Source organism: Alistipes sp. HGB5 (assembly GCF_000183485.2).
GTDB lineage: Bacteria > Bacteroidota > Bacteroidia > Bacteroidales > Rikenellaceae > Alistipes > Alistipes finegoldii.
On sequence record NZ_AENZ01000065.1, the window covers coordinates 1 to 17,243 of the forward strand.

The 17,243-nt window shown below is 59.8% G+C and carries 14 protein-coding genes; 6 read left to right on the forward strand and 8 right to left on the reverse strand.

Annotated features, from left to right (window positions below; all coding sequences use genetic code 11):
• Positions 1-18: 18 nt before the first annotated feature.
• Positions 19-3,303 (forward strand): TonB-dependent receptor, encoded by a 3,285-nt coding sequence (locus tag HMPREF9720_RS11195; RefSeq protein ID WP_009598501.1) that lies wholly within the window; start codon positions 19-21, stop codon positions 3,301-3,303.
• A gap of 72 nt (positions 3,304-3,375) precedes the next feature.
• On the opposite strand, the gene HMPREF9720_RS11200 is transcribed toward HMPREF9720_RS11195, so the two are convergent.
• A complete protein-coding gene (locus HMPREF9720_RS11200; protein ID WP_014776355.1) occupies positions 3,376-3,963 on the reverse strand; it encodes an HAD family hydrolase in 588 nt (195 codons plus the stop codon).
• A gap of 69 nt (positions 3,964-4,032) precedes the next feature.
• Between HMPREF9720_RS11200 and HMPREF9720_RS11205 the strand changes: the two genes are divergently transcribed.
• Positions 4,033-5,076 carry a DUF2776 family protein gene (locus tag HMPREF9720_RS11205; protein ID WP_009598518.1) on the forward strand — a complete coding sequence of 348 codons (1,044 nt, stop codon included), beginning with the start codon at positions 4,033-4,035 and terminating at the stop codon, positions 5,074-5,076.
• A gap of 305 nt (positions 5,077-5,381) precedes the next feature.
• On the opposite strand, the gene HMPREF9720_RS11210 is transcribed toward HMPREF9720_RS11205, so the two are convergent.
• From HMPREF9720_RS11210 to HMPREF9720_RS11240, 7 genes are all read right to left on the reverse strand, one after another.
• On the reverse strand, positions 5,382-7,598 hold the full coding sequence (locus HMPREF9720_RS11210; protein ID WP_039940549.1) for a sodium-translocating pyrophosphatase: 2,217 nt from the start codon (positions 7,596-7,598) through the stop codon (positions 5,382-5,384).
• 138 nt (positions 7,599-7,736) lie between these two features.
• Positions 7,737-8,999, reverse strand: a complete 1,263-nt coding sequence (gene nqrF / locus HMPREF9720_RS11215; RefSeq protein WP_009598516.1) for an NADH:ubiquinone reductase (Na(+)-transporting) subunit F — start codon at positions 8,997-8,999, stop codon at positions 7,737-7,739.
• Positions 9,000-9,021: 22 nt separating this feature from the next.
• Positions 9,022-9,642: an NADH:ubiquinone reductase (Na(+)-transporting) subunit E gene (gene nqrE, locus HMPREF9720_RS11220; RefSeq protein WP_009598469.1), complete on the reverse strand. Its 621-nt coding sequence runs from the start codon at positions 9,640-9,642 to the stop codon at positions 9,022-9,024.
• Positions 9,643-9,653: 11 nt separating this feature from the next.
• Positions 9,654-10,310 (reverse strand): NADH:ubiquinone reductase (Na(+)-transporting) subunit D, encoded by a 657-nt coding sequence (locus tag HMPREF9720_RS11225; protein ID WP_009598523.1) that lies wholly within the window; start codon positions 10,308-10,310, stop codon positions 9,654-9,656.
• On the reverse strand, positions 10,303-11,172 hold the full coding sequence (nqrC, locus tag HMPREF9720_RS15970) for an NADH:ubiquinone reductase (Na(+)-transporting) subunit C (protein ID WP_009598541.1): 870 nt from the start codon (positions 11,170-11,172) through the stop codon (positions 10,303-10,305). Before nqrC ends, HMPREF9720_RS11225 begins: the two co-directional genes overlap by 8 nt.
• A gap of 8 nt (positions 11,173-11,180) precedes the next feature.
• Complete coding sequence (locus tag HMPREF9720_RS11235; protein WP_009598532.1) at positions 11,181-12,329, reverse strand: NADH:ubiquinone reductase (Na(+)-transporting) subunit B; 1,149 nt, start codon at positions 12,327-12,329, stop codon at positions 11,181-11,183.
• Between the two features lie 2 nt (positions 12,330-12,331).
• Positions 12,332-13,687, reverse strand: a complete 1,356-nt coding sequence (locus HMPREF9720_RS11240) for a Na(+)-translocating NADH-quinone reductase subunit A (protein WP_009598477.1) — start codon at positions 13,685-13,687, stop codon at positions 12,332-12,334.
• A 165-nt stretch (positions 13,688-13,852) separates the two neighbouring features.
• Here HMPREF9720_RS11240 and HMPREF9720_RS11245 point away from each other — a divergent pair, with 165 nt between their 5' ends.
• Genes HMPREF9720_RS11245 through HMPREF9720_RS14860 form a run of 4 tightly spaced genes read left to right on the forward strand, consistent with a single transcriptional unit; the run spans position 13,853 to position 17,236 of the window.
• Positions 13,853-14,488 carry a TatD family hydrolase gene (locus HMPREF9720_RS11245; protein WP_039940551.1) on the forward strand — a complete coding sequence of 212 codons (636 nt, stop codon included), beginning with the start codon at positions 13,853-13,855 and terminating at the stop codon, positions 14,486-14,488.
• Positions 14,489-14,508: 20 nt separating this feature from the next.
• The gene (locus HMPREF9720_RS11250; protein ID WP_175282412.1) at positions 14,509-15,237 is read left to right on the forward strand and encodes a tRNA threonylcarbamoyladenosine dehydratase; all 729 of its coding nucleotides are present in this window, start codon (positions 14,509-14,511) and stop codon (positions 15,235-15,237) included.
• Between the two features lie 14 nt (positions 15,238-15,251).
• A complete protein-coding gene (locus HMPREF9720_RS11255) occupies positions 15,252-16,193 on the forward strand; it encodes an NAD(P)-dependent oxidoreductase (protein ID WP_009598493.1) in 942 nt (313 codons plus the stop codon).
• Positions 16,193-17,236, forward strand: a complete 1,044-nt coding sequence (locus tag HMPREF9720_RS14860; RefSeq protein ID WP_009598528.1) for a glycosyltransferase family 2 protein — start codon at positions 16,193-16,195, stop codon at positions 17,234-17,236. Before HMPREF9720_RS11255 ends, HMPREF9720_RS14860 begins: the two co-directional genes overlap by 1 nt.
• Positions 17,237-17,243 lie beyond the last annotated feature (7 nt).

Here is a 17,243-nt window from a genome sequence, read left to right on the forward strand (position 1 = left end):
TTAACTAAATTATTTGGTATGAAGAAACTTTTCATTCTGATGCTCTCGATTTTCACCGTCGCCGCGGCTTCCGCGCAGGTGACGACTTCGGGCATGAACGGTACGGTTACCGACGAACAGGGCCAGCCCCTCGCCGGCGCCACCGTTATCGCCGTGCACACCCCTTCGGGTACGCAGTACGGCGCCGTGACCAACAAGGACGGCCGCTACAACCTGCAGGGCCTGCGTACGGGCGGTCCCTACACCGTAACCTTCTCGTTCGTGGGTTATCAGGGCGTCGAGTTCCCCGGACTCGAACTGCAGCTGGGCGAAACCCTCACGCGCAACGCTTTCCTGAAGGACAGCCAGACGCTCGAAGCCGTAGTCGTTACGGCCGACGGCCGCAACAGCTCGATGAACGTAAACCGCGCAGGCGCCGTTACGAGCATCTCCAGCGAGCAGATCGAGCTGATGCCTTCGGTAAGCCGCAGCATGAACGACATCATGAAACTCACGCCGCAGGCTTCGACCACCACGTCGGGTCTGGCGATCGGCGGCGGTAACTACCGTCAGTCGTACGTAACGGTTGACGGCGCCGCGTTCAACAACGCCTTCGGCATCGGCGGCAACCTGCCCGCAGGCGGCTCGCCCATCTCGCTCGACGCACTGGAGCAGATGTCGGTATCGGTCACCCCCTACGACGTTCGCCAGAGCGGCTTTACGGGCGGTGCGATCAACGCCGTAACCAAGTCGGGAACCAACGAATTCAAGGCTTCGGCATATGTTTTCGCCAAAAGCGACCAGCTTCAGGGCGACAAGTACGACGGCGGCAAACTGTCGCTGAGCGAAATGCGCAACACCACCCTCGGCTTCAGCATCGGCGCCCCGATCGTCAAGGACAAGCTCTTCGTGTTCGCCAACTTCGAGCGCGAGTGGAACACCACGCCGGGAACGTCGCGTCTGGCACGCACCAGCGAGGGCCAGAGCTTCGGCGGCGGCTCGCAGTACAACCGTCCGACGGTCGAAAAACTCGACGAAATCAGCAATTTCCTGATCGACAAATACGGCTACAACCCCGGTCCCTACCAAGGCTATTCGGTAAAAACGCCCGGCTACAAACTCATGGCCCGCGTAGACTGGAACATCAACCGCAACAACTCGCTCAACGTACGCTTCAGCCGTACCCAGAACAAGTATTCGTCGTCGCCGTCCAGTTCGATCAGCCCGCTGGACAGCAAACTGGCCTATGACCGCAACAACTACGGCCGTACTTCGAATTACGCCATGTATTTCCAGAATTCGCGCTACTATCAGGAGCAGAACTTCACGTCGGTAGCCGCCGAGCTGAATTCGCGCTTCCTCGAAGGCCGTCTGACCAACACGCTGCGCTACACCTACTCGCATCAGTACGAGCCGCGCAGCTACGACGGCAAGCTCTTCCCGACCGTAGACATTCTGGAAGAATACCAAGGCAACCGCGCCGTATACGCCTCGTTCGGTCTCGACCCCTTCACGTACGGCAACCTGCGCGAGGTCAGCACGCACGTCGTGACGGACGAAATCGGCTATACGGTCGGCAAGAACCGTTTCGTCGCCGGTCTGCAGTTCGAGCACAACGTGGCCAAGAACGGCTACCTGCAGGGCGGCGCCGGCTACTACGTCTATGAGACATGGGACGATTTCAAGAACGACCGCGAACCGCTGGCGTTCCGTATCGCCCACGGCAACAACGACGCGCTGGCTCAGGAGTATCCCCAGTTCACCTACATGCAGTATTCGATCTACCTGCAGGACGAGATCAATTTCAGCGAGCGCTTCAAGGCCACGGTCGGCATCCGTTTCGAAGTGCCCTCCTACCCCTCCATCGACAACAACGAGAACAAGGACTTCACGCAGGCTTTCGCCAACTACGGCGGCTATAAGACCTCGGACATGCCCAAAGCACGTCTGGCCGTAGCTCCCCGCGTAGGTTTCAACTGGGATATGACCGGCGAACGCAAATACATTCTCCGCGGCGGTACGGGCGTCTTCAACGGCCGTCTGCCGTTCGTATGGCTGGTGTCGGTGGCCGGAAACAGCAACTGCATCCAGAACGGACTCTCGCTCTACAAGGGCGATTCGCGCATGCCCAGCTTCCACACCAACGTCAACGACATGCTGAAGAACATTTACGGCGGCACCTACAAACAGCAGGATCTGGCGGCCAACACGCAGCCTACCATTCTGGACAAGAAGCTCAAGATGCCCTCCACGTGGAAGACCTCGCTGGCGCTGGATCTGAAACTGCCGGGTGACGTTGACCTGAATATCGAGGGAATCTACAACAAGGATTTCAACTCGGTAACCGTAACCAAACTCGGTATCGAAGAGAACCCCGCAGGCATTCAGCTTCCGGGCGAACCTGCTCTGCGCAAGGCATGGAAGAGCCAGAATATCAGAAACAAGAATCCCGAAGAGAAATACTCCATCAATCCTTACCTGATCAACAACGCCGATATCGACGGATATTACGCATCGGTTTCCGCTCAGGTGTCGAAACGCTGGGGCTTCGGTCTCTCGCTGATGGCTGCCTACACCTATTCGAGCGCCAAGAACGTGATCGACGGCATCGGCGACCAAGTGACTTCGGCATATAACACCAATACGTTCAACCGCAACGGTTCGAACACGCCCGAACTGGGATACGCATCGTACGTATCGCCCCACCGCATTCTCTTCAACGTAGGCTACCGTCTGGCGCAGAAGAACGGCGCATCGAACTTCGGACTCTACTACGAAGCGTTCCAGCACGGCTATATCGGCGGTTACTCCTACTCGCGCTACTCCTATACGATGGGTAACGTCACCGGCGACGGCGGTGCAGCCCTGCTTCTCTACATCCCGACCCGCGAACAGCTCGACAAGATGACGTTCGCCGATCTGGTGGACAACGGCAAGGTCATCTACTCGGCCGCCGACCAGAAAAACGACTTCTGGGCATTCATCAACAAGGATTCCTACCTGTCGAAGCACATCGGCGAATACTCGAAGCGCGGCGGCGCCGTGATGCCGTGGCAGCACATGGTGAATTTCAAATTCTCGCAGGATTTCTACATCAATATCAACGGCAAGCGCAACACGATCACGCTGGGCGTCGATATCAACAACCTCGCCAACCTGATCAACCGCAACTGGTGCGGCATCGACCGTCTCGAATCGTCGCAGATTCTGAAATACAACACCAAGACCAACGCCTACAACTTCACCAAGCCCGTTTGGTCGAAGTATGCGAGCACGGTTGCGACTTGGTCAGCCATGTTCAGCATCCGCTACACGTTCAACTAAGTCTCCGAAAGACTGCAATGCAAAGAGAGGCCGGTTTTCACCGGCCTCTCTTATTTTTATCGCTTCCTATTGTTACAGCAGCCTGCGGCGCAGCTCGTCGCATGCGGCGGCGGGATTCCGGTGGTCGAAAAGGTATCCGGCGATGCCCAGCCCTTCGGCGGCGGCGATATTCGCCGCGCGGTCGTCGATGAAAAGGGTTTCGGCGGGATCGAGTCCGTAGCGTTCCAGCAGGATTTCGTAAATCCGCGGTTCGGGCTTTACCGTCCCCTCCTCGCAGGAGACCACCTCGCCGTCGAAAAGCCGGTAGACGGGAAAACGGCGCAGGAAGGCGATGAACTCGCGCGACATGTTCGAAAGCACGTAAAGCCTGTACCCCGCGGCCTTCAGGTCGCCGACGAGCCGTTCGGTCGGCGCGACGGGCTCCTGCATGTCGATCGACAGCAGCAGAAAACGTTCGCACTTTTCGCGCGGGCAGCCGGTCGTCCGGGCGAGAATGTCGGTCACCTCGCCGAGCGTCGATGCGCCCCGGTCGTACTCCTCCCAGAAAAGGGGCATCCGCTCCGAGCGGATGAAGCTGAAAAATTCATGGAATTCCTGCGTGGACTTATTTTTGTCGCGGGCGAAAAGCACCCCGCCGAGGTCGAAAACGATATTTTTCATGGCGTAAAGATAGCCATTTTTTCTTTGGTTCGGGATTTGCAGGTCTGCGTTCGAACAAAAACTCAGTTTATGAACCACGGCATAAGCATTCTTTTCCGCGCCATACCCCTCGCGATGGCGGCATTCTGTTTCGGTTACGGAGCCTACGTCTTCGCCGCCGGAAGCGATCCTTCACGGCTGATCGCAGGTCCCGTCGTCTTTTTTCTCGGCTCGATCTGCGTCGCGCTCTACTGCACGGCCGCGACCATCATCCGCCAGATCATCGGCACCTACAGCGCCGCCGCGAAGTACCTTTTCCCGGCCGTCGGTTACGCTTTCGCCGCCATGACGGTCATCTGCGGAATCTTCATCATCACGTCGAACATGACGGGCGCATACGTCACGGGGCATGTGGTCTGCGGACTCGGACTCATCACGGCCTGCGTCTCGACGGCCGCCACCTCCTCGACCAGATTCAGCCTGATTCCCAAAAACTCAGGCGACAGCAGCTTCTCGATCAATCCTGCGGGATTCTCGCGCGGACAAAGCTCGCTGCTGATCTTCATCGTATCGGCCGTGGCCGCCGGAGCATGGCTCTGGTGCATCCTGCTGTTTTCGATCGGGACGCTCCCGGCGCATATCGTCGCGGGCAGCGTCATGTTCGGCATCGCCTGCGTCTGCACCTCGCTGATCGCGCTGGTCGCCAGCATCGCCCGTCAGGCACGGGGCAGCTACACGATGGGCGAACGCCGCCGCTGGATGAGTCTGGTGCTCTGCATGGGCGGACTGGCTTTCGTGCTGGGGCTGATCCTGATCTTCACATTCCGGGGCGAGTCGATCAATTTCGTGGGCTTCGTACTGATCGGACTGGCGCTGATCTGCTGGAGCATTTCGAGCAAGGTGATCCTGCTGGCGAAAATCTGGCACGCCGATTTCCCGCTGGCCAACCGCATCCCGATCATTCCGGTACTCACGGCGCTGGCGTGCCTTTTCCTCGCCGCGTTCCTCTACGAAGCGGCGCTGTTCGAAACCAAATACTTCGTTCCGGCGCGCGTACTGACGGGATTCGGCGCCATCTGCTTCACGCTCTACTCCATCGTCTCGATTCTCGAAAGCGGCGCGAACAAGAAATAACGGCACCTCCGGATAACATCATCTTCCGACACACGAAAGCCTTTCGTCCGTTATGGCCGAAAGGCTTTTTCACATATGGCGGCGGACGGCGGTGCGGCAGATACAAAGCGACGCGCAGAGAACCGCCGCCGGAGAGAGGCAGGCTGCGGACAACCGACGGCGGACGACAGCCAGCCAGCAGCAGACTGCGGAGAACGTCTCAAGAGCGTCGGACTGGATGCTCCGTCTCGAATCCGCACTCCCGCCGAATCAGCGACGGCCGCCCGCAGATGCGGGCAGCCGTCGCAGCAAGGAATTCCGGCAGACTAAAAAAGGTGGAAAGCCACCGTCAGGCCGGCCATGACGATCGAGACCATCGACATCAGTTTGATGAGGATATTGAGCGACGGACCCGACGTATCCTTGAAGGGGTCGCCCACGGTATCGCCCACGACGGTCGCCTTGTGGCAGTCGGAGCCTTTACCGCCGAAATGTCCCTCTTCGACCATCTTCTTGGCGTTGTCCCACGCGCCGCCTGCATTGGCCATGAACACGGCCAGCACGAAGCCCGAACTCAGGCCGCCGACAAGCAGTCCCATGACGCCCGCCACGCCGAACACCAAGCCGACGACCACCGGCACGACGATAGCAAGCAGACTCGGCAGCAGCATCTCGCGCTGGGCGCCGCGCGTCGAAATCTCGACGCACCGGGCATAGTCGGGAGTGCCCTCGCCCGTAAGGATGCCCTTGATCTCGCGGAACTGGCGGCGCACCTCGTTCACCATGCTCTGGGCCGCACGCCCCACGGCGTTCATCGTCAGGCCGCAGAACAGGAACGACATCATCGCGCCGACAAACACGCCGATCAGCACCGTCGGATTCATCAGCGACACGTGGTAATACTCCATAAAATCGAGGAGCGAAGCCTTCTCGACCAGCTGCGTCGTGCCGTTGGGCAGGTCGAGGGCCGTCACGCCGTTGTGCAGCAGTCCGATGCGTATCTCCTCAATATAGGAGGCCAGCAGCGCGAGAGCCGTCAGCGCGGCCGAACCGATGGCGAAACCCTTGCCCGTGGCGGCCGTCGTGTTGCCCAGCGCATCAAGCGCATCGGTGCGTTTGCGCACTTCGGGCCCCAGCCCGCTCATCTCGGCATTGCCGCCGGCATTGTCGGCGATCGGGCCGTAAGCGTCCGTGGCAAGGGTGATGCCCAGCGTCGAGAGCATGCCGACCGCCGCGATGCCGATGCCGTAAAGGCCCAGCGACATACTCTGCGCGGACATGATATGCTCCATGTCGAAGCCGATGGCGCAAAGGTAGGCGAGGATAATCGCCACGCCGATCGTCAGGACCGGAACAGCCGTCGAGATCATGCCCGACCCGATACCCGCGATAATCACGGTGGCGGGTCCCGTCTGTGCGCTTCCGGCGATCTTCTGCGTCGGCTCGTAGGAGTGCGAGGTGTAATACTCGGTGGCCTGCCCGATGATGATGCCGGCCAAGAGTCCCGTGATGACCGAGAACGACAGTCCGATCCAGTTCTCGATTCCCAGCAGATAGAGGATGCCGAACGTCGCGCCGGCGATCAGCAGCGAACTGAAATTGACGCCCACACCCAGCGAACGGAGCAGTTCGCGCATCGTGGCGCCCTCCTTGGTGCGCACGAGGAAGATGCCGATGATCGAAAGCACGATGCCCACGGCAGCGATCAGCATCGGCGCCAGCACGGCGCACAGCTGCATGGCCATCCCGTCCGCCGAAGCGAAGGCGGCGGCTCCGAGAGCCGCGGTGGCGAGTATCGAGCCGCAGTAGCTTTCGTAAAGGTCGGCGCCCATGCCGGCCACGTCGCCCACGTTGTCGCCCACATTGTCGGCGATGGTCGCGGGATTGCGCGGGTCGTCTTCGGGAATTCCCGCCTCGACCTTGCCCACGAGGTCGGCGCCCACGTCGGCCGCCTTGGTATAGATGCCGCCGCCGACGCGCGCGAAGAGCGCCTGCGTCGAAGCGCCCATGCCGAAGGTCAGCATGGTGGTCGTGATGACGACGAGTTTCTGCGGTCCGGTGACATCGACGAAATATTCGAGGATGACGTACCAGAACGAAATGTCGAGCAGGCCCAGCCCCACTACGACCAGCCCCATCACCGCGCCGCTGCGGAATGCGACCTTCAGGCCGCGGTCGAGCGACTGGCGCGCGGCGTTGGCCGTACGCGCCGAAGCGTAGGTCGCGGTCTTCATGCCGAAATAGCCGGCCAGTCCCGAAAAGAATCCGCCCGTCAGGAAGGCGAAGGGCACCCACGGGTTCTGCACCCCGGCGCCGTAGGCCAGATAGGCGAAAAACAGCGCCAGCACCACGAATACGATGGCGACGACCTTGTACTGCTGGCGCAGGTAGGCCATGGCGCCCCGGCGCACGTGCCCGGCGATCTCGCGCATGCGCGGCGTGCCTTCATCCTCGCGCTTCATCGCACGGTAAAACGCCCAAGCCAGCAACAGGGCGATAACCGCGGCAGCGGGAATGAACCAGAAAATGGAAGGAATGTTCATTTCAATAGAATTTGGTTTTAAGGTTATTACTACAAATATAATAAAATTCCCGAAACGCCGCCCCCGCAAAGGGACCGTTCCGTAGCACAAAAAAATCCCCGGACAGCTGTCCGGGGATTCGAATACCGACAAATCGGATTACGAACCGAAGTTGTCGTAGAGGATATTTTCGGGCGGCACGCCGAGACTGTCGAGCATCTTCACCACCGAAGCGATCATCATCGGAGGTCCGCACATGAGGTAGATGCAGTCCTCAGGCGCCTGATGGTTCTTCAGGTAATTCTCATACAGCACGTTGTGGACGAAGCCCGGCGTGTACTTCACGCCTGCGGCGTCCGCTTCGGGATCGGGACGGTCGAGCGCCAGATTGAACGAGAAGTTGGGGAAATCCTTCTCGATGGCGTGGAACTCGTCGAGATAGGGAACCTCCTTCAGCGCACGCGCGCCGTACCAGAACGAAACGGGACGCTTGGTCTTCTCGGTCTTGAACAGGTGCATCAGGTGGCTGCGCATGGGCGCCATGCCGGCGCCGCCGCCGATGAAGATCAGCTCCTGCGTATCGGGCAGGTCGTCCGGCAGGAAGAACTCGCCGTAAGGACCCGAAATCGTGATCTTGTCGCCCGGCTTGCGCGAGAAGACATACGACGAGCAGATACCCGGATTGACCTTCATGAAGCCGCCCGTCGCCTTGTCGAACGGCGGAGTGGCGATACGGATGTTGAGCATGATGATATTGCCCTCGGCCGGGTGGTTGGCCATCGAGTAGGCGCGGAACGTGTCTTCGGGGTTGGTCGTAACCAGATCCCACATCTTGAACTTGTCCCAGTCGGCGCGGTACTTCTCATCGACGTCCATGTCCGAGAACTTGATGGCGTCGTACTTCGGGATGTCGATCTGAATGTAACCGCCACTGCGGAACTTGAGGTTCTCGCCTTCGGGCAGCTTCACGACGAACTCCTTGAGGAAGGTCGAAATGTTGCGGTTGGAGACGACCGTACACTCCCACTTCTTGACACCGAGCACGGCTTCGGGCACCTTGATCCTGAGGTTTTCCTTCACCTTGACCTGACAGCCCAGACGCCAGTGGTCCTTGGCCAGCTTGCGCGAAATGAATCCGGTTTCGGTCGGCAGAATATCGCCGCCGCCTTCGAGCACCTGACATTTGCACATGCCGCACGAACCGCCGCCGCCGCAGGCCGAAGGCAGGAACACCTTGTTGTTGGCCAGCGTCGAAAGCAGCGTCGAGCCGCTCTCGGCGGTGATGACCTTCTCGCCGTCGTTGATGTCGATGGTCACTTCGCCCGACGAGGTCAGTTTAGCCTTTGCGAAGAGAAGCAGCCCCACCAAGAGGAGGGTTACAGCCAGAAAGGCAATGATTGCAACTATAATAGTCAATTCCATGTTTTCCGAATCTCTTTTAAGGTTAGAACTGAATACCGGAGAAGATCATGAAGGCGATACCCATCAGGCCGGTGATGATAAAGGCGATACCCGGCCCCTTGAGCGCCGCAGGAATCTGCGAGTAAGTCGTCTTCTCGCGGATCGCGGCCATCATCACGATAGCCAGCCACCAGCCCAGACCGGAGCCCAGACCGTAGACGATCGACTGCCAGAGCGACGTAAGCTCCAGCGCATCGACTTTCTGCTGCATGAAGAGCGAGCCGCCCATGATGGCGCAGTTCACGGCGATCAGCGGCAGGAAGATGCCCAGCTGGCTGTAAAGCGTCGGCGAGAACTTCTCGACGGCCATCTCCACCAGCTGCACGAAAGCCGCGATGGTGGCGATGAAGACGATGAAGGTCAGGAAGTCCAGATTGACGTCCGGAAGCCCGGCCCACGCGAGGGCGCCCGCCTTGAGTACGTATTCATACAGGAAGTAGTTCAGCGGCACGGTCATCACCATTACGAACGTAACGGCGGCGCCGAGGCCGAGGGCGGTTTTGACGCTCTTCGAAACGGCGATGTAGGAACACATGCCGAAGAAGAACGCGAAGACCATGTTGTCGATAAAGATCGACCGGATAAAGATATTCAATGATTCCATACGCTATTCTCCTATTTTTCCTGTAAATCCTTGTTGCGCGAACGGTGCACCCAGATGATGCAGCCCACGATGATCAGCGCCATCGGCGGGAAGAGCATCAGGCCGCAGTTGGAGTAGAAACCGCCCTCGGCGATATACCAGCTCTCAGGAACGATGCGGAAGCCCAGCAGCGAACCCGAACCGAAAAGCTCGCGGAAGAAAGCCACGATCACCAGAATCAGGCCGTAGCCCAGACCGTTGCCGATACCGTCGAGCAGTGACGCCCACGGCTTGTTGGCCAGCGCGAAGGCCTCGATGCGGCCCATGACGATACAGTTGGTGATGATAAGGCCCACGTAAACCGACAGCTGCTTGGAAACCTCGAAAACGTAGGCTTTAAGCACCTGATCGACCAGAATTACCAGCGCGGCGATAACCACCAGCTGTACGATGATGCGGATGCGCGAGGGCACGCCGTTGCGCAGCAGCGACATCACCAGATTCGAGAATCCCGTCACGACCGTCACGGACAAGGCCATGACGATGGCGGGTTTGAGCTGTACGGTGACGGCCAGCGCCGAGCAGATACCCAGAATCTGCACGATGACCGGGTTGTTCGCGGAGAACGGCCCCGTCAGGAACTTCATGTTCTTAGCCGAAAACAAAGGCTCTTTTTCGTTCTTACTCATTGTTTTCTACATTTTCTTCGTTAGACTCATCCCGCACGGGAGCAAATACGACCTGCTCGACCGCGGCCTTGCGCTTGGCTTCGAGCAGCGGCAGGTAGTGTTCCATGCTGTTGTAGAGCATCGCCGTCACGCCGTCCGAGGTCTTCGTACCGCCGGAAATGGCATCGACCTCATGTTCGGGGTCCTGAGCGCCGCCCTTGCGCAGTTTCACGGAGACGAACTCGTCGCCTTTGAAGATCTTCTTGCCGACGAACTGCGCCTGATATTTCGGCGTTGCGATCTCGGCGCCCAGACCGGGGGTCTCGCCCTTGTGGGCCATGATGATACCGGCCACGGTGTCCATATCCTTTTCGAGGGCGATATAGCCCCAGACGGGTCCCCAGAGGCCCATGCCGGTCACGGGAATCACCACGCGGCCGTCGGCGGCTTCGAATACGGGGAACTTGCCGTCGTCGAAAGCGCCCTGAAGGTCCTTCAGCAGCTCGAAGACATCCTCGCCTTCGAGCTCGTTGCCGTCGGCGTCGAGCACGTAGCCCTTGATGAAGGCGTCGTAATTCTCACCCTGCGCCGAGAGCGACGAAAGGATCGACTGCTTCTTCTCGTTCAGCTCGTTGGCGTACTGGCGCGACTGGAGCGAAAGTGCGGCCACGGCCAGCAGCGTCGCTACGATGACCACCATCACCGTCGAGTACATTATAATATATGCGTTGCCGTTCTTGTCGCTGAACAGCCCCTTTTTCTTCTCGTCCTTCAGTTCGACGAACGCCGAGGCGGGGGCCATGCAGACCGGGCATTTTTCGGGTGCGGCGTCTCCTTCGTGAATGTAGCCGCAAACGGTGCATTTGAATTTTTTCGTTGCCATATTCTCCCCTATTTTGCCAGTTTAACACGTTTCTTTCTGCGCGAGATGTTCGCCTCGACCACATAGTAGTCCACCAGCGGAGCCAGCGCATTCATGAAGAGGATCGACAGCATCATGCCTTCGGGATAGGCCGGATTGACCACGCGGATCAGCACGGCCAGCGCACCGGTCATCAGACCCACGATGTATTTGCCCTTGTCGGTCTGCGCCGAGGTGACGGGATCGGTGGCCATGAAGACCGCACCGAAAGCGAAACCGCCGACGATCAGGTGCCACCATGCCGGATAGGTCGTCACGCCGAGCGCTTGGAAGAGATAGCCCATCGCCAGACCGCCGACGAATACCGAGACCATCGTGCGCCACGAAGCGACGCCCGTGAAGAGCAGGATCGCCGCGCCGATCAGGATCGCCAGCGTCGAAGTCTCGCCCACGCAGCCCGGAATGAAACCGAGGAAGGCGTCCATGGCCGAATAGCCCATCTGGCCCGTGGTGCTCAGGTTTTCGAGCGCCGTTGCGCCGGAGAAGCCGTCCACCACGCCCTCGCCGGAGGTCATGCCCGCGATCCACACCGTCGCGCCCGACATCGAAGGCGTATAGGCGAAGAAGGCGAAGGCGCGCGCCAGCAGCGCGGGATTGAAGACGTTCATGCCCGTACCGCCGAACACCTCCTTGCCGAAGACGACGGCGAAGGCGGTCGAGAGAGCCACCATCCAGAGCGGAATGTCCACCGGCATGATCATCGGGATCAGCAGACCCGACACCAAGAAGCCCTCGTTGACCTCGTGGCCGCGGAACTGGGCGAATGCGAACTCGATGCCCAGACCCACGACGTACGAAACGACGATCAGGGGGAGCACCTTGAGGAATCCGAACCAGAGCGAAGCCCAGAATTCGGGCTGCACGCCCTGCGAGAGGAAGTGCATGTAACCCGTGTTATAGAAACCGAACAGAAGCGCCGGCATCAGGGCGACGACCACCATGATCATCGTACGCTTCATGTCGTTGCAGTCGCGGATATGCGCGCCTTTGGAAGTCGTCGTGTCGGGTACGAACAGGAACGTTTCGAACGCATCGAACGTCGATTCCAAGAAGCCCAGCTTGCCACCCTTGGTGAACGTGGGCTTGAGCTTGTCTACTAAATTGCGTAATGCGCTCATCGTTAAGCCTCCTTAATCATTAAGTTAATACCGTCGCGGATGATCTGCTGAATCTCGATCTTCGAGGGATCGACGAACTCGCAAAGCGCGAAATCCTCTTCGACCACTTCGTAGATGCCGAGGTTTTCCATCTTGTCGATGTCGCCGGCGAGACACGCCTTGAGCAGGTACATCGGGTAGATGTCCATCGGCAGATACCGCTCGTAAAGGCCCGTCACCACGAACGGACGCTCGCCGCCGTTCATGTTGGTATCGAGATTGTACTCCTTCTTGGGGCAGAGCCACGAGAAGTAGGCGCGCGATACGGAGAATTTGTTGAAACGGGGCATCGCCCAGCCCAGCAGCTCGAACTTGTCGCCTTCGGGAATCACCGTCAGCTGGTTGGCATAGAAACCGATGAAGCCGTCGGCCGCGGTTTTCGCACCCGTGAGCACGTTGCCCGAAATGATGCGCACATGGTCGCCCTCCTTCTGAGGCTTCACGTTGCCCTTGAGGATCGAATCGACCTTGGCGCCCGCGATGATGCGGCAGTACTGCGGCTTTTCGATCTCCGAGCCGGCCACGGCGATGATCTTCGTCATATCGACGCGGCCCTCGTTGAACAGACGGCCGATGATCGCCAGATCCTGAATGTTGACCGTCCACACGACTTCGCCCTTGTTCACGGGGTCGATGTGGTGGATCTGCACGCCGACGTTGCCGACGGGGTGCTTGCCCGCGAAGGCATGCGTCTCGGCGCCCTTGAGCGCAGTCATCTGCCCCTCGGCCTTGGCGCGCACCGAAAGATGCACCTTGCCCGAAGTGAGTTTGCGCATTACGTCGATACCGGTCTGGAGGTTCTTCTGCTCGGCGCGCAGGACGTAGTTGTAGTCCGGAGCCAGCGGCGCGGAATCGAAGGCGGAGATGAAGACCGCTTTCGGCGTGTCGTTCGGGTCGGCGATAACGCCGTAGGGTCGCTGCACGATCATGGGCCAGAGACCCGACTTGAGCAGCAGCTCGACAATCTCCTCGCGGGAAGCCTTCTGCAGATCGGGCTTCGCGAACTCCTCGTAGCTCTGTACGGAGGCGGGCGTCACGGTCACGGAGAGAATCTTGCGCTTCTCGCCGCGGTTGACGGCCGCAACCGTACCGCTGACGGGCGACGTGAAGAGGATGCGCTCGCTGTACTTGTTGAAGAACAGCGGCGTACCGGCTTTCACCTCATCGCCCACCTTAACCAGCAACTTGGGAGTCACGCCCTCGAAATCGAGAGGCGAGAGGGCATACTCCGAAGCCAGCGGCGCGTCGGCCAGAGACTCCTGAGCCTTTCCCCGGAGATTGATGTCGAGACCCTTGCGTAGTGTAATGATTTTCGACATGGTTAAAGATTTTGATTGTTATGTTTGGATATATTTTGGGTTCGTCGTGCGTTGTTAGTGTGCTAACAGCCATAATTCGCGTGCGAAAATACGAATTTTTTCCGAGAATCCGGTATGCAATATCTATTATTTTTTAATTTACTTAAAATTCGTACATTTGTCGCGATGACCGATCAATTCGTCAACATACACACCCACCGCCCGACCGGCCGCGGCATCGAACTGCGGACAGCCGGAATTCATCCGTGGAATGCTGACAAAGAAGACGTTAGCACGATCGTGCCGTTGCTCGGCGACGTGCAGGCCGTCGGCGAAACGGGACTCGATTTCGTGCATGGCGCCGACCGTGAAACACAGTTGGCGGCGTTCAGGGCGCAGCTCGCGCTGGCGCGCGAACGGCGGCTGCCCGTGGTTCTGCACTGCGTCAGGGCTTTCGAGCCGGTCATGCGCGAACTGGACGCCTGCCGGCCCCGCGCAGCGATCTTCCACGGCTTCATCGGATCGCCCGAACAGGCCCGCCGGGCCGTCTTAAAAGGCTATTACCTCTCGTTCGGCCTGCGCGCCTTCGCATCGCCCAAGACGCTGGAATCCCTGCGCGAAACGCCCCTCTCGCAGCTTTTTCTCGAAACCGACGACAGCGACGTCCCGATCGAAGAGATTTACGCGCGCGCTGCGAAAGTAAAAGGCGTCACGCCGGAGGAACTGCAACGGGCGACGCTGGAAAACTACGGACGGATATTTACGACCGGGCCGCAAGGGCAGGACAAGGCGGCCGGAACGCCGCCGCTCCCGGCCCGATAAAACGAACACAGCAATTGAAAATGAATACGGATAATTGGCTTGAACGCACCGAGCTGCTGCTCGGCAAAGAGAAACTCGACCTGCTCCGAAAGGCCCACGTACTGGTCGTCGGGCTGGGCGGCGTGGGAGCCTATGCCGCCGAGATGATCGTCCGGGCCGGCGTGGGCCGCATGACCATCGCCGATGCCGACGCCGTGGCGCCGAGCAACATCAACCGCCAGCTGGTCGCCCTCCACTCGACCGTCGGCCGCCAGAAAGCCGAAATTCTGGCCGAACGCCTGCGCGACATCAACCCGGAGATAGAACTCACGGTGGTCAGCCGCTATATCAAGGACGAGGAGACTGACCTGCTGCTCGACGCCGCGAAATACGACTACGCAGTGGACGCCATCGACACCCTCTCGCCCAAACTGGCGCTGATAAAGGGTGCTTTGGACCGTTCGCTGCCGCTGGTCAGCTCGATGGGCGCAGGGGCCAAGACCGACCCGACGAAGATGGAGATCGCCGACATCTCCAAGACCCACCACTGTCCGCTGGCCCACATGCTGCGCAAGCGGCTCCACAAAATCGGCGTCCGCAGCGGTTTCAGGGCCGTCTACTCGCCCGAACCGATGCGCGAAGGGGCGCTGATCCTCTGCGAGGAGCAGAACAAGAAGTCGAACGTCGGCACCATATCCTACATCCCCGCGCTGTTCGGCATCGGCTGCGCGTCGGTCGTAATCCGCGGCCTGATCGGAGAAATGAACTAAAAACGCATATCCTTATGAAACCGAACATCGTATTTCTGGACGAGTACACACTCGGAGGCGCCGACCTCGGCCGGCTCCAAGCCTTGGGCGAATACAAGGGTTACGCCCGCACGACGCCGGAAGAGCTTCCCGACCGCTGCCGCGAAGCCGACGTGATAATCACCAACAAGGTGGTCCTGCGCCACGAAACGCTTCAGTCCCTGCCCCGGCTGCGGCTGATCTGCGTAGCCGCCACCGGCACCAACAACATCGACCTCGAAGCCGCGGCCGAGCTGGGGATCGAGGTAAAGAACGCCGCAGGCTACTCGACGCACTCCGTGGCCGAAACCACCCTCGGAGCGGCCATCGCACTGCGTCGCAACATCGTCTATTACGACCGTTACGTCAAGAGCGGCGCCTACTCCGCCGCCGGACAGCAGTTCCATTTCGCACTGCCCACCCACCAGCTCTACGGCTCGAAATGGGGCATCGTCGGACTCGGCGCCATCGGCCGCGAGGTAGCACGGCTGGCAGCGGCATTCGGCTGCGAAGTGTGCTACACCTCGACGTCGGGCGTCGTACGCGAAGAGCCTTACCCCGCGCTTCCGCTCACCGAACTGCTGGGCCGCTCCGACATCGTCTCGATCCACGCCCCGCTGAACGACCGCACCCGCGGACTGATCGGCGCGCCGGAACTGTCGGTCATGAAACGCTCGGCCCTCCTCATAAACGTCGCCCGCGGCGGCATCGTCGATGAAGCGGCGCTGGCCGAAGCACTCGACCGGGGTTCGATCGCCGGCGCGGCCCTCGACGTCTTCTCGCGCGAACCCTTCGCCGCCGACAGTCCGCTGCTCGGCATCCGCGAACCCGACCGCCTGCTGCTCTCGCCCCACAACGCATGGTCGCCCCGCGAAGCCGTGGACGTGCTGGTAGGATGCGTCGAAGAGAATATCAAAACATTTTATCACATAGGATAATGACCGGGAGACCTCTGCTGACCCTTATCGTTCCCGCCTATAACGCCGCAAATTATCTCCCGAACTGTCTCGACGACCTGCTGGCCCAGACGTTCCGGGATTTCGAAGTGCTGGTGATGGACGACGGCTCCACCGACCGGACGGCCGACATCGGCGAGCAATACGCCAGACGCGATCCGCGCATCCGGGTCATGCGTCTGCCGCACGGCGGAGTCTCCGCGGCCCGGAACCGGGGACTGGAGATGGCCGAAAGCCGTTACGTCGCATTCATGGACTGCGACGACCGGGTTGATCCCCAATATCTGGCTGCATTTTTCCGCACCCCGCTGCCCGACGGCGACCTGCTGGTCAGCCAAGGCGTCGCCATCGAATACATCGCCCAAAACCGCACGGAGCTTTACGACTACCCCGACACCACCGGCACGCAAGGCGAGCTGGGGAAAATAATCGTCGAAAACCGCCTGCTGCGCGACGGATGGACCTACTGCAAACTGTTCTCCCTCCCGCTGATCCGCCGGGAAGCGCTCCGGTTCGACACCGGGCTCTCCATTTGCGAGGATCTCGTCTTCGTACTCGGATACCTGAGCCACGTCCGGCAGATCATTCTGCGTTCGGGTACCTATTACCATTATCAGGTCTGCCCCGACGGAACGTCGCTTTCGCAGCGGCGGCAGCCCGCCGCCGAAACATTTCGCGCCGGAGTGTCGATACTAGCCAAACAGCAGGCGCTGACCGAACGGTTCGGGATCACCGATCCCGAATATCTGGCCGAAGCCTATTCGGAACACGGACTGACAAATCTGGCAAGGTCGATCAGTACGACAGATGCGGCCGACAACCGCGCTTTGCAGCGCGAAATCATCCGCAACCGGGAGCTGTTCAGGCAATATTTCGACGCCGATTCGATGCATCATCCCATCGTCGGAAAGAAAATCCTGTGGATGTACCTCACCCTTCCCGAATCGCTTCACCTGCTGCCCCATTGGATCGTCCGGTTCCGCCATTTCATCCGGAGAATCAAGGGACGGCCCATATATTACTGAAAAACAG

Coding starts and splice junctions, on each gene's coding strand:
- HMPREF9720_RS11195 (WP_009598501.1), top strand. CDS start 19: ATGAAGAAACTTTTCATTCTGATGCTCTCGATTTTCACCGTCGCCGCG.
- HMPREF9720_RS11200 (WP_014776355.1), bottom strand. CDS start 3,963: ATGAAAAATATCGTTTTCGACCTCGGCGGGGTGCTTTTCGCCCGCGAC.
- HMPREF9720_RS11205 (WP_009598518.1), top strand. CDS start 4,033: ATGAACCACGGCATAAGCATTCTTTTCCGCGCCATACCCCTCGCGATG.
- HMPREF9720_RS11210 (WP_039940549.1), bottom strand. CDS start 7,598: ATGAACATTCCTTCCATTTTCTGGTTCATTCCCGCTGCCGCGGTTATC.
- nqrF (WP_009598516.1), bottom strand. CDS start 8,999: ATGGAATTGACTATTATAGTTGCAATCATTGCCTTTCTGGCTGTAACC.
- nqrE (WP_009598469.1), bottom strand. CDS start 9,642: ATGGAATCATTGAATATCTTTATCCGGTCGATCTTTATCGACAACATG.
- HMPREF9720_RS11225 (WP_009598523.1), bottom strand. CDS start 10,310: ATGAGTAAGAACGAAAAAGAGCCTTTGTTTTCGGCTAAGAACATGAAG.
- nqrC (WP_009598541.1), bottom strand. CDS start 11,172: ATGGCAACGAAAAAATTCAAATGCACCGTTTGCGGCTACATTCACGAA.
- HMPREF9720_RS11235 (WP_009598532.1), bottom strand. CDS start 12,329: ATGAGCGCATTACGCAATTTAGTAGACAAGCTCAAGCCCACGTTCACC.
- HMPREF9720_RS11240 (WP_009598477.1), bottom strand. CDS start 13,687: ATGTCGAAAATCATTACACTACGCAAGGGTCTCGACATCAATCTCCGG.
- HMPREF9720_RS11245 (WP_039940551.1), top strand. CDS start 13,853: ATGACCGATCAATTCGTCAACATACACACCCACCGCCCGACCGGCCGC.
- HMPREF9720_RS11250 (WP_175282412.1), top strand. CDS start 14,509: ATGAATACGGATAATTGGCTTGAACGCACCGAGCTGCTGCTCGGCAAA.
- HMPREF9720_RS11255 (WP_009598493.1), top strand. CDS start 15,252: ATGAAACCGAACATCGTATTTCTGGACGAGTACACACTCGGAGGCGCC.
- HMPREF9720_RS14860 (WP_009598528.1), top strand. CDS start 16,193: ATGACCGGGAGACCTCTGCTGACCCTTATCGTTCCCGCCTATAACGCC.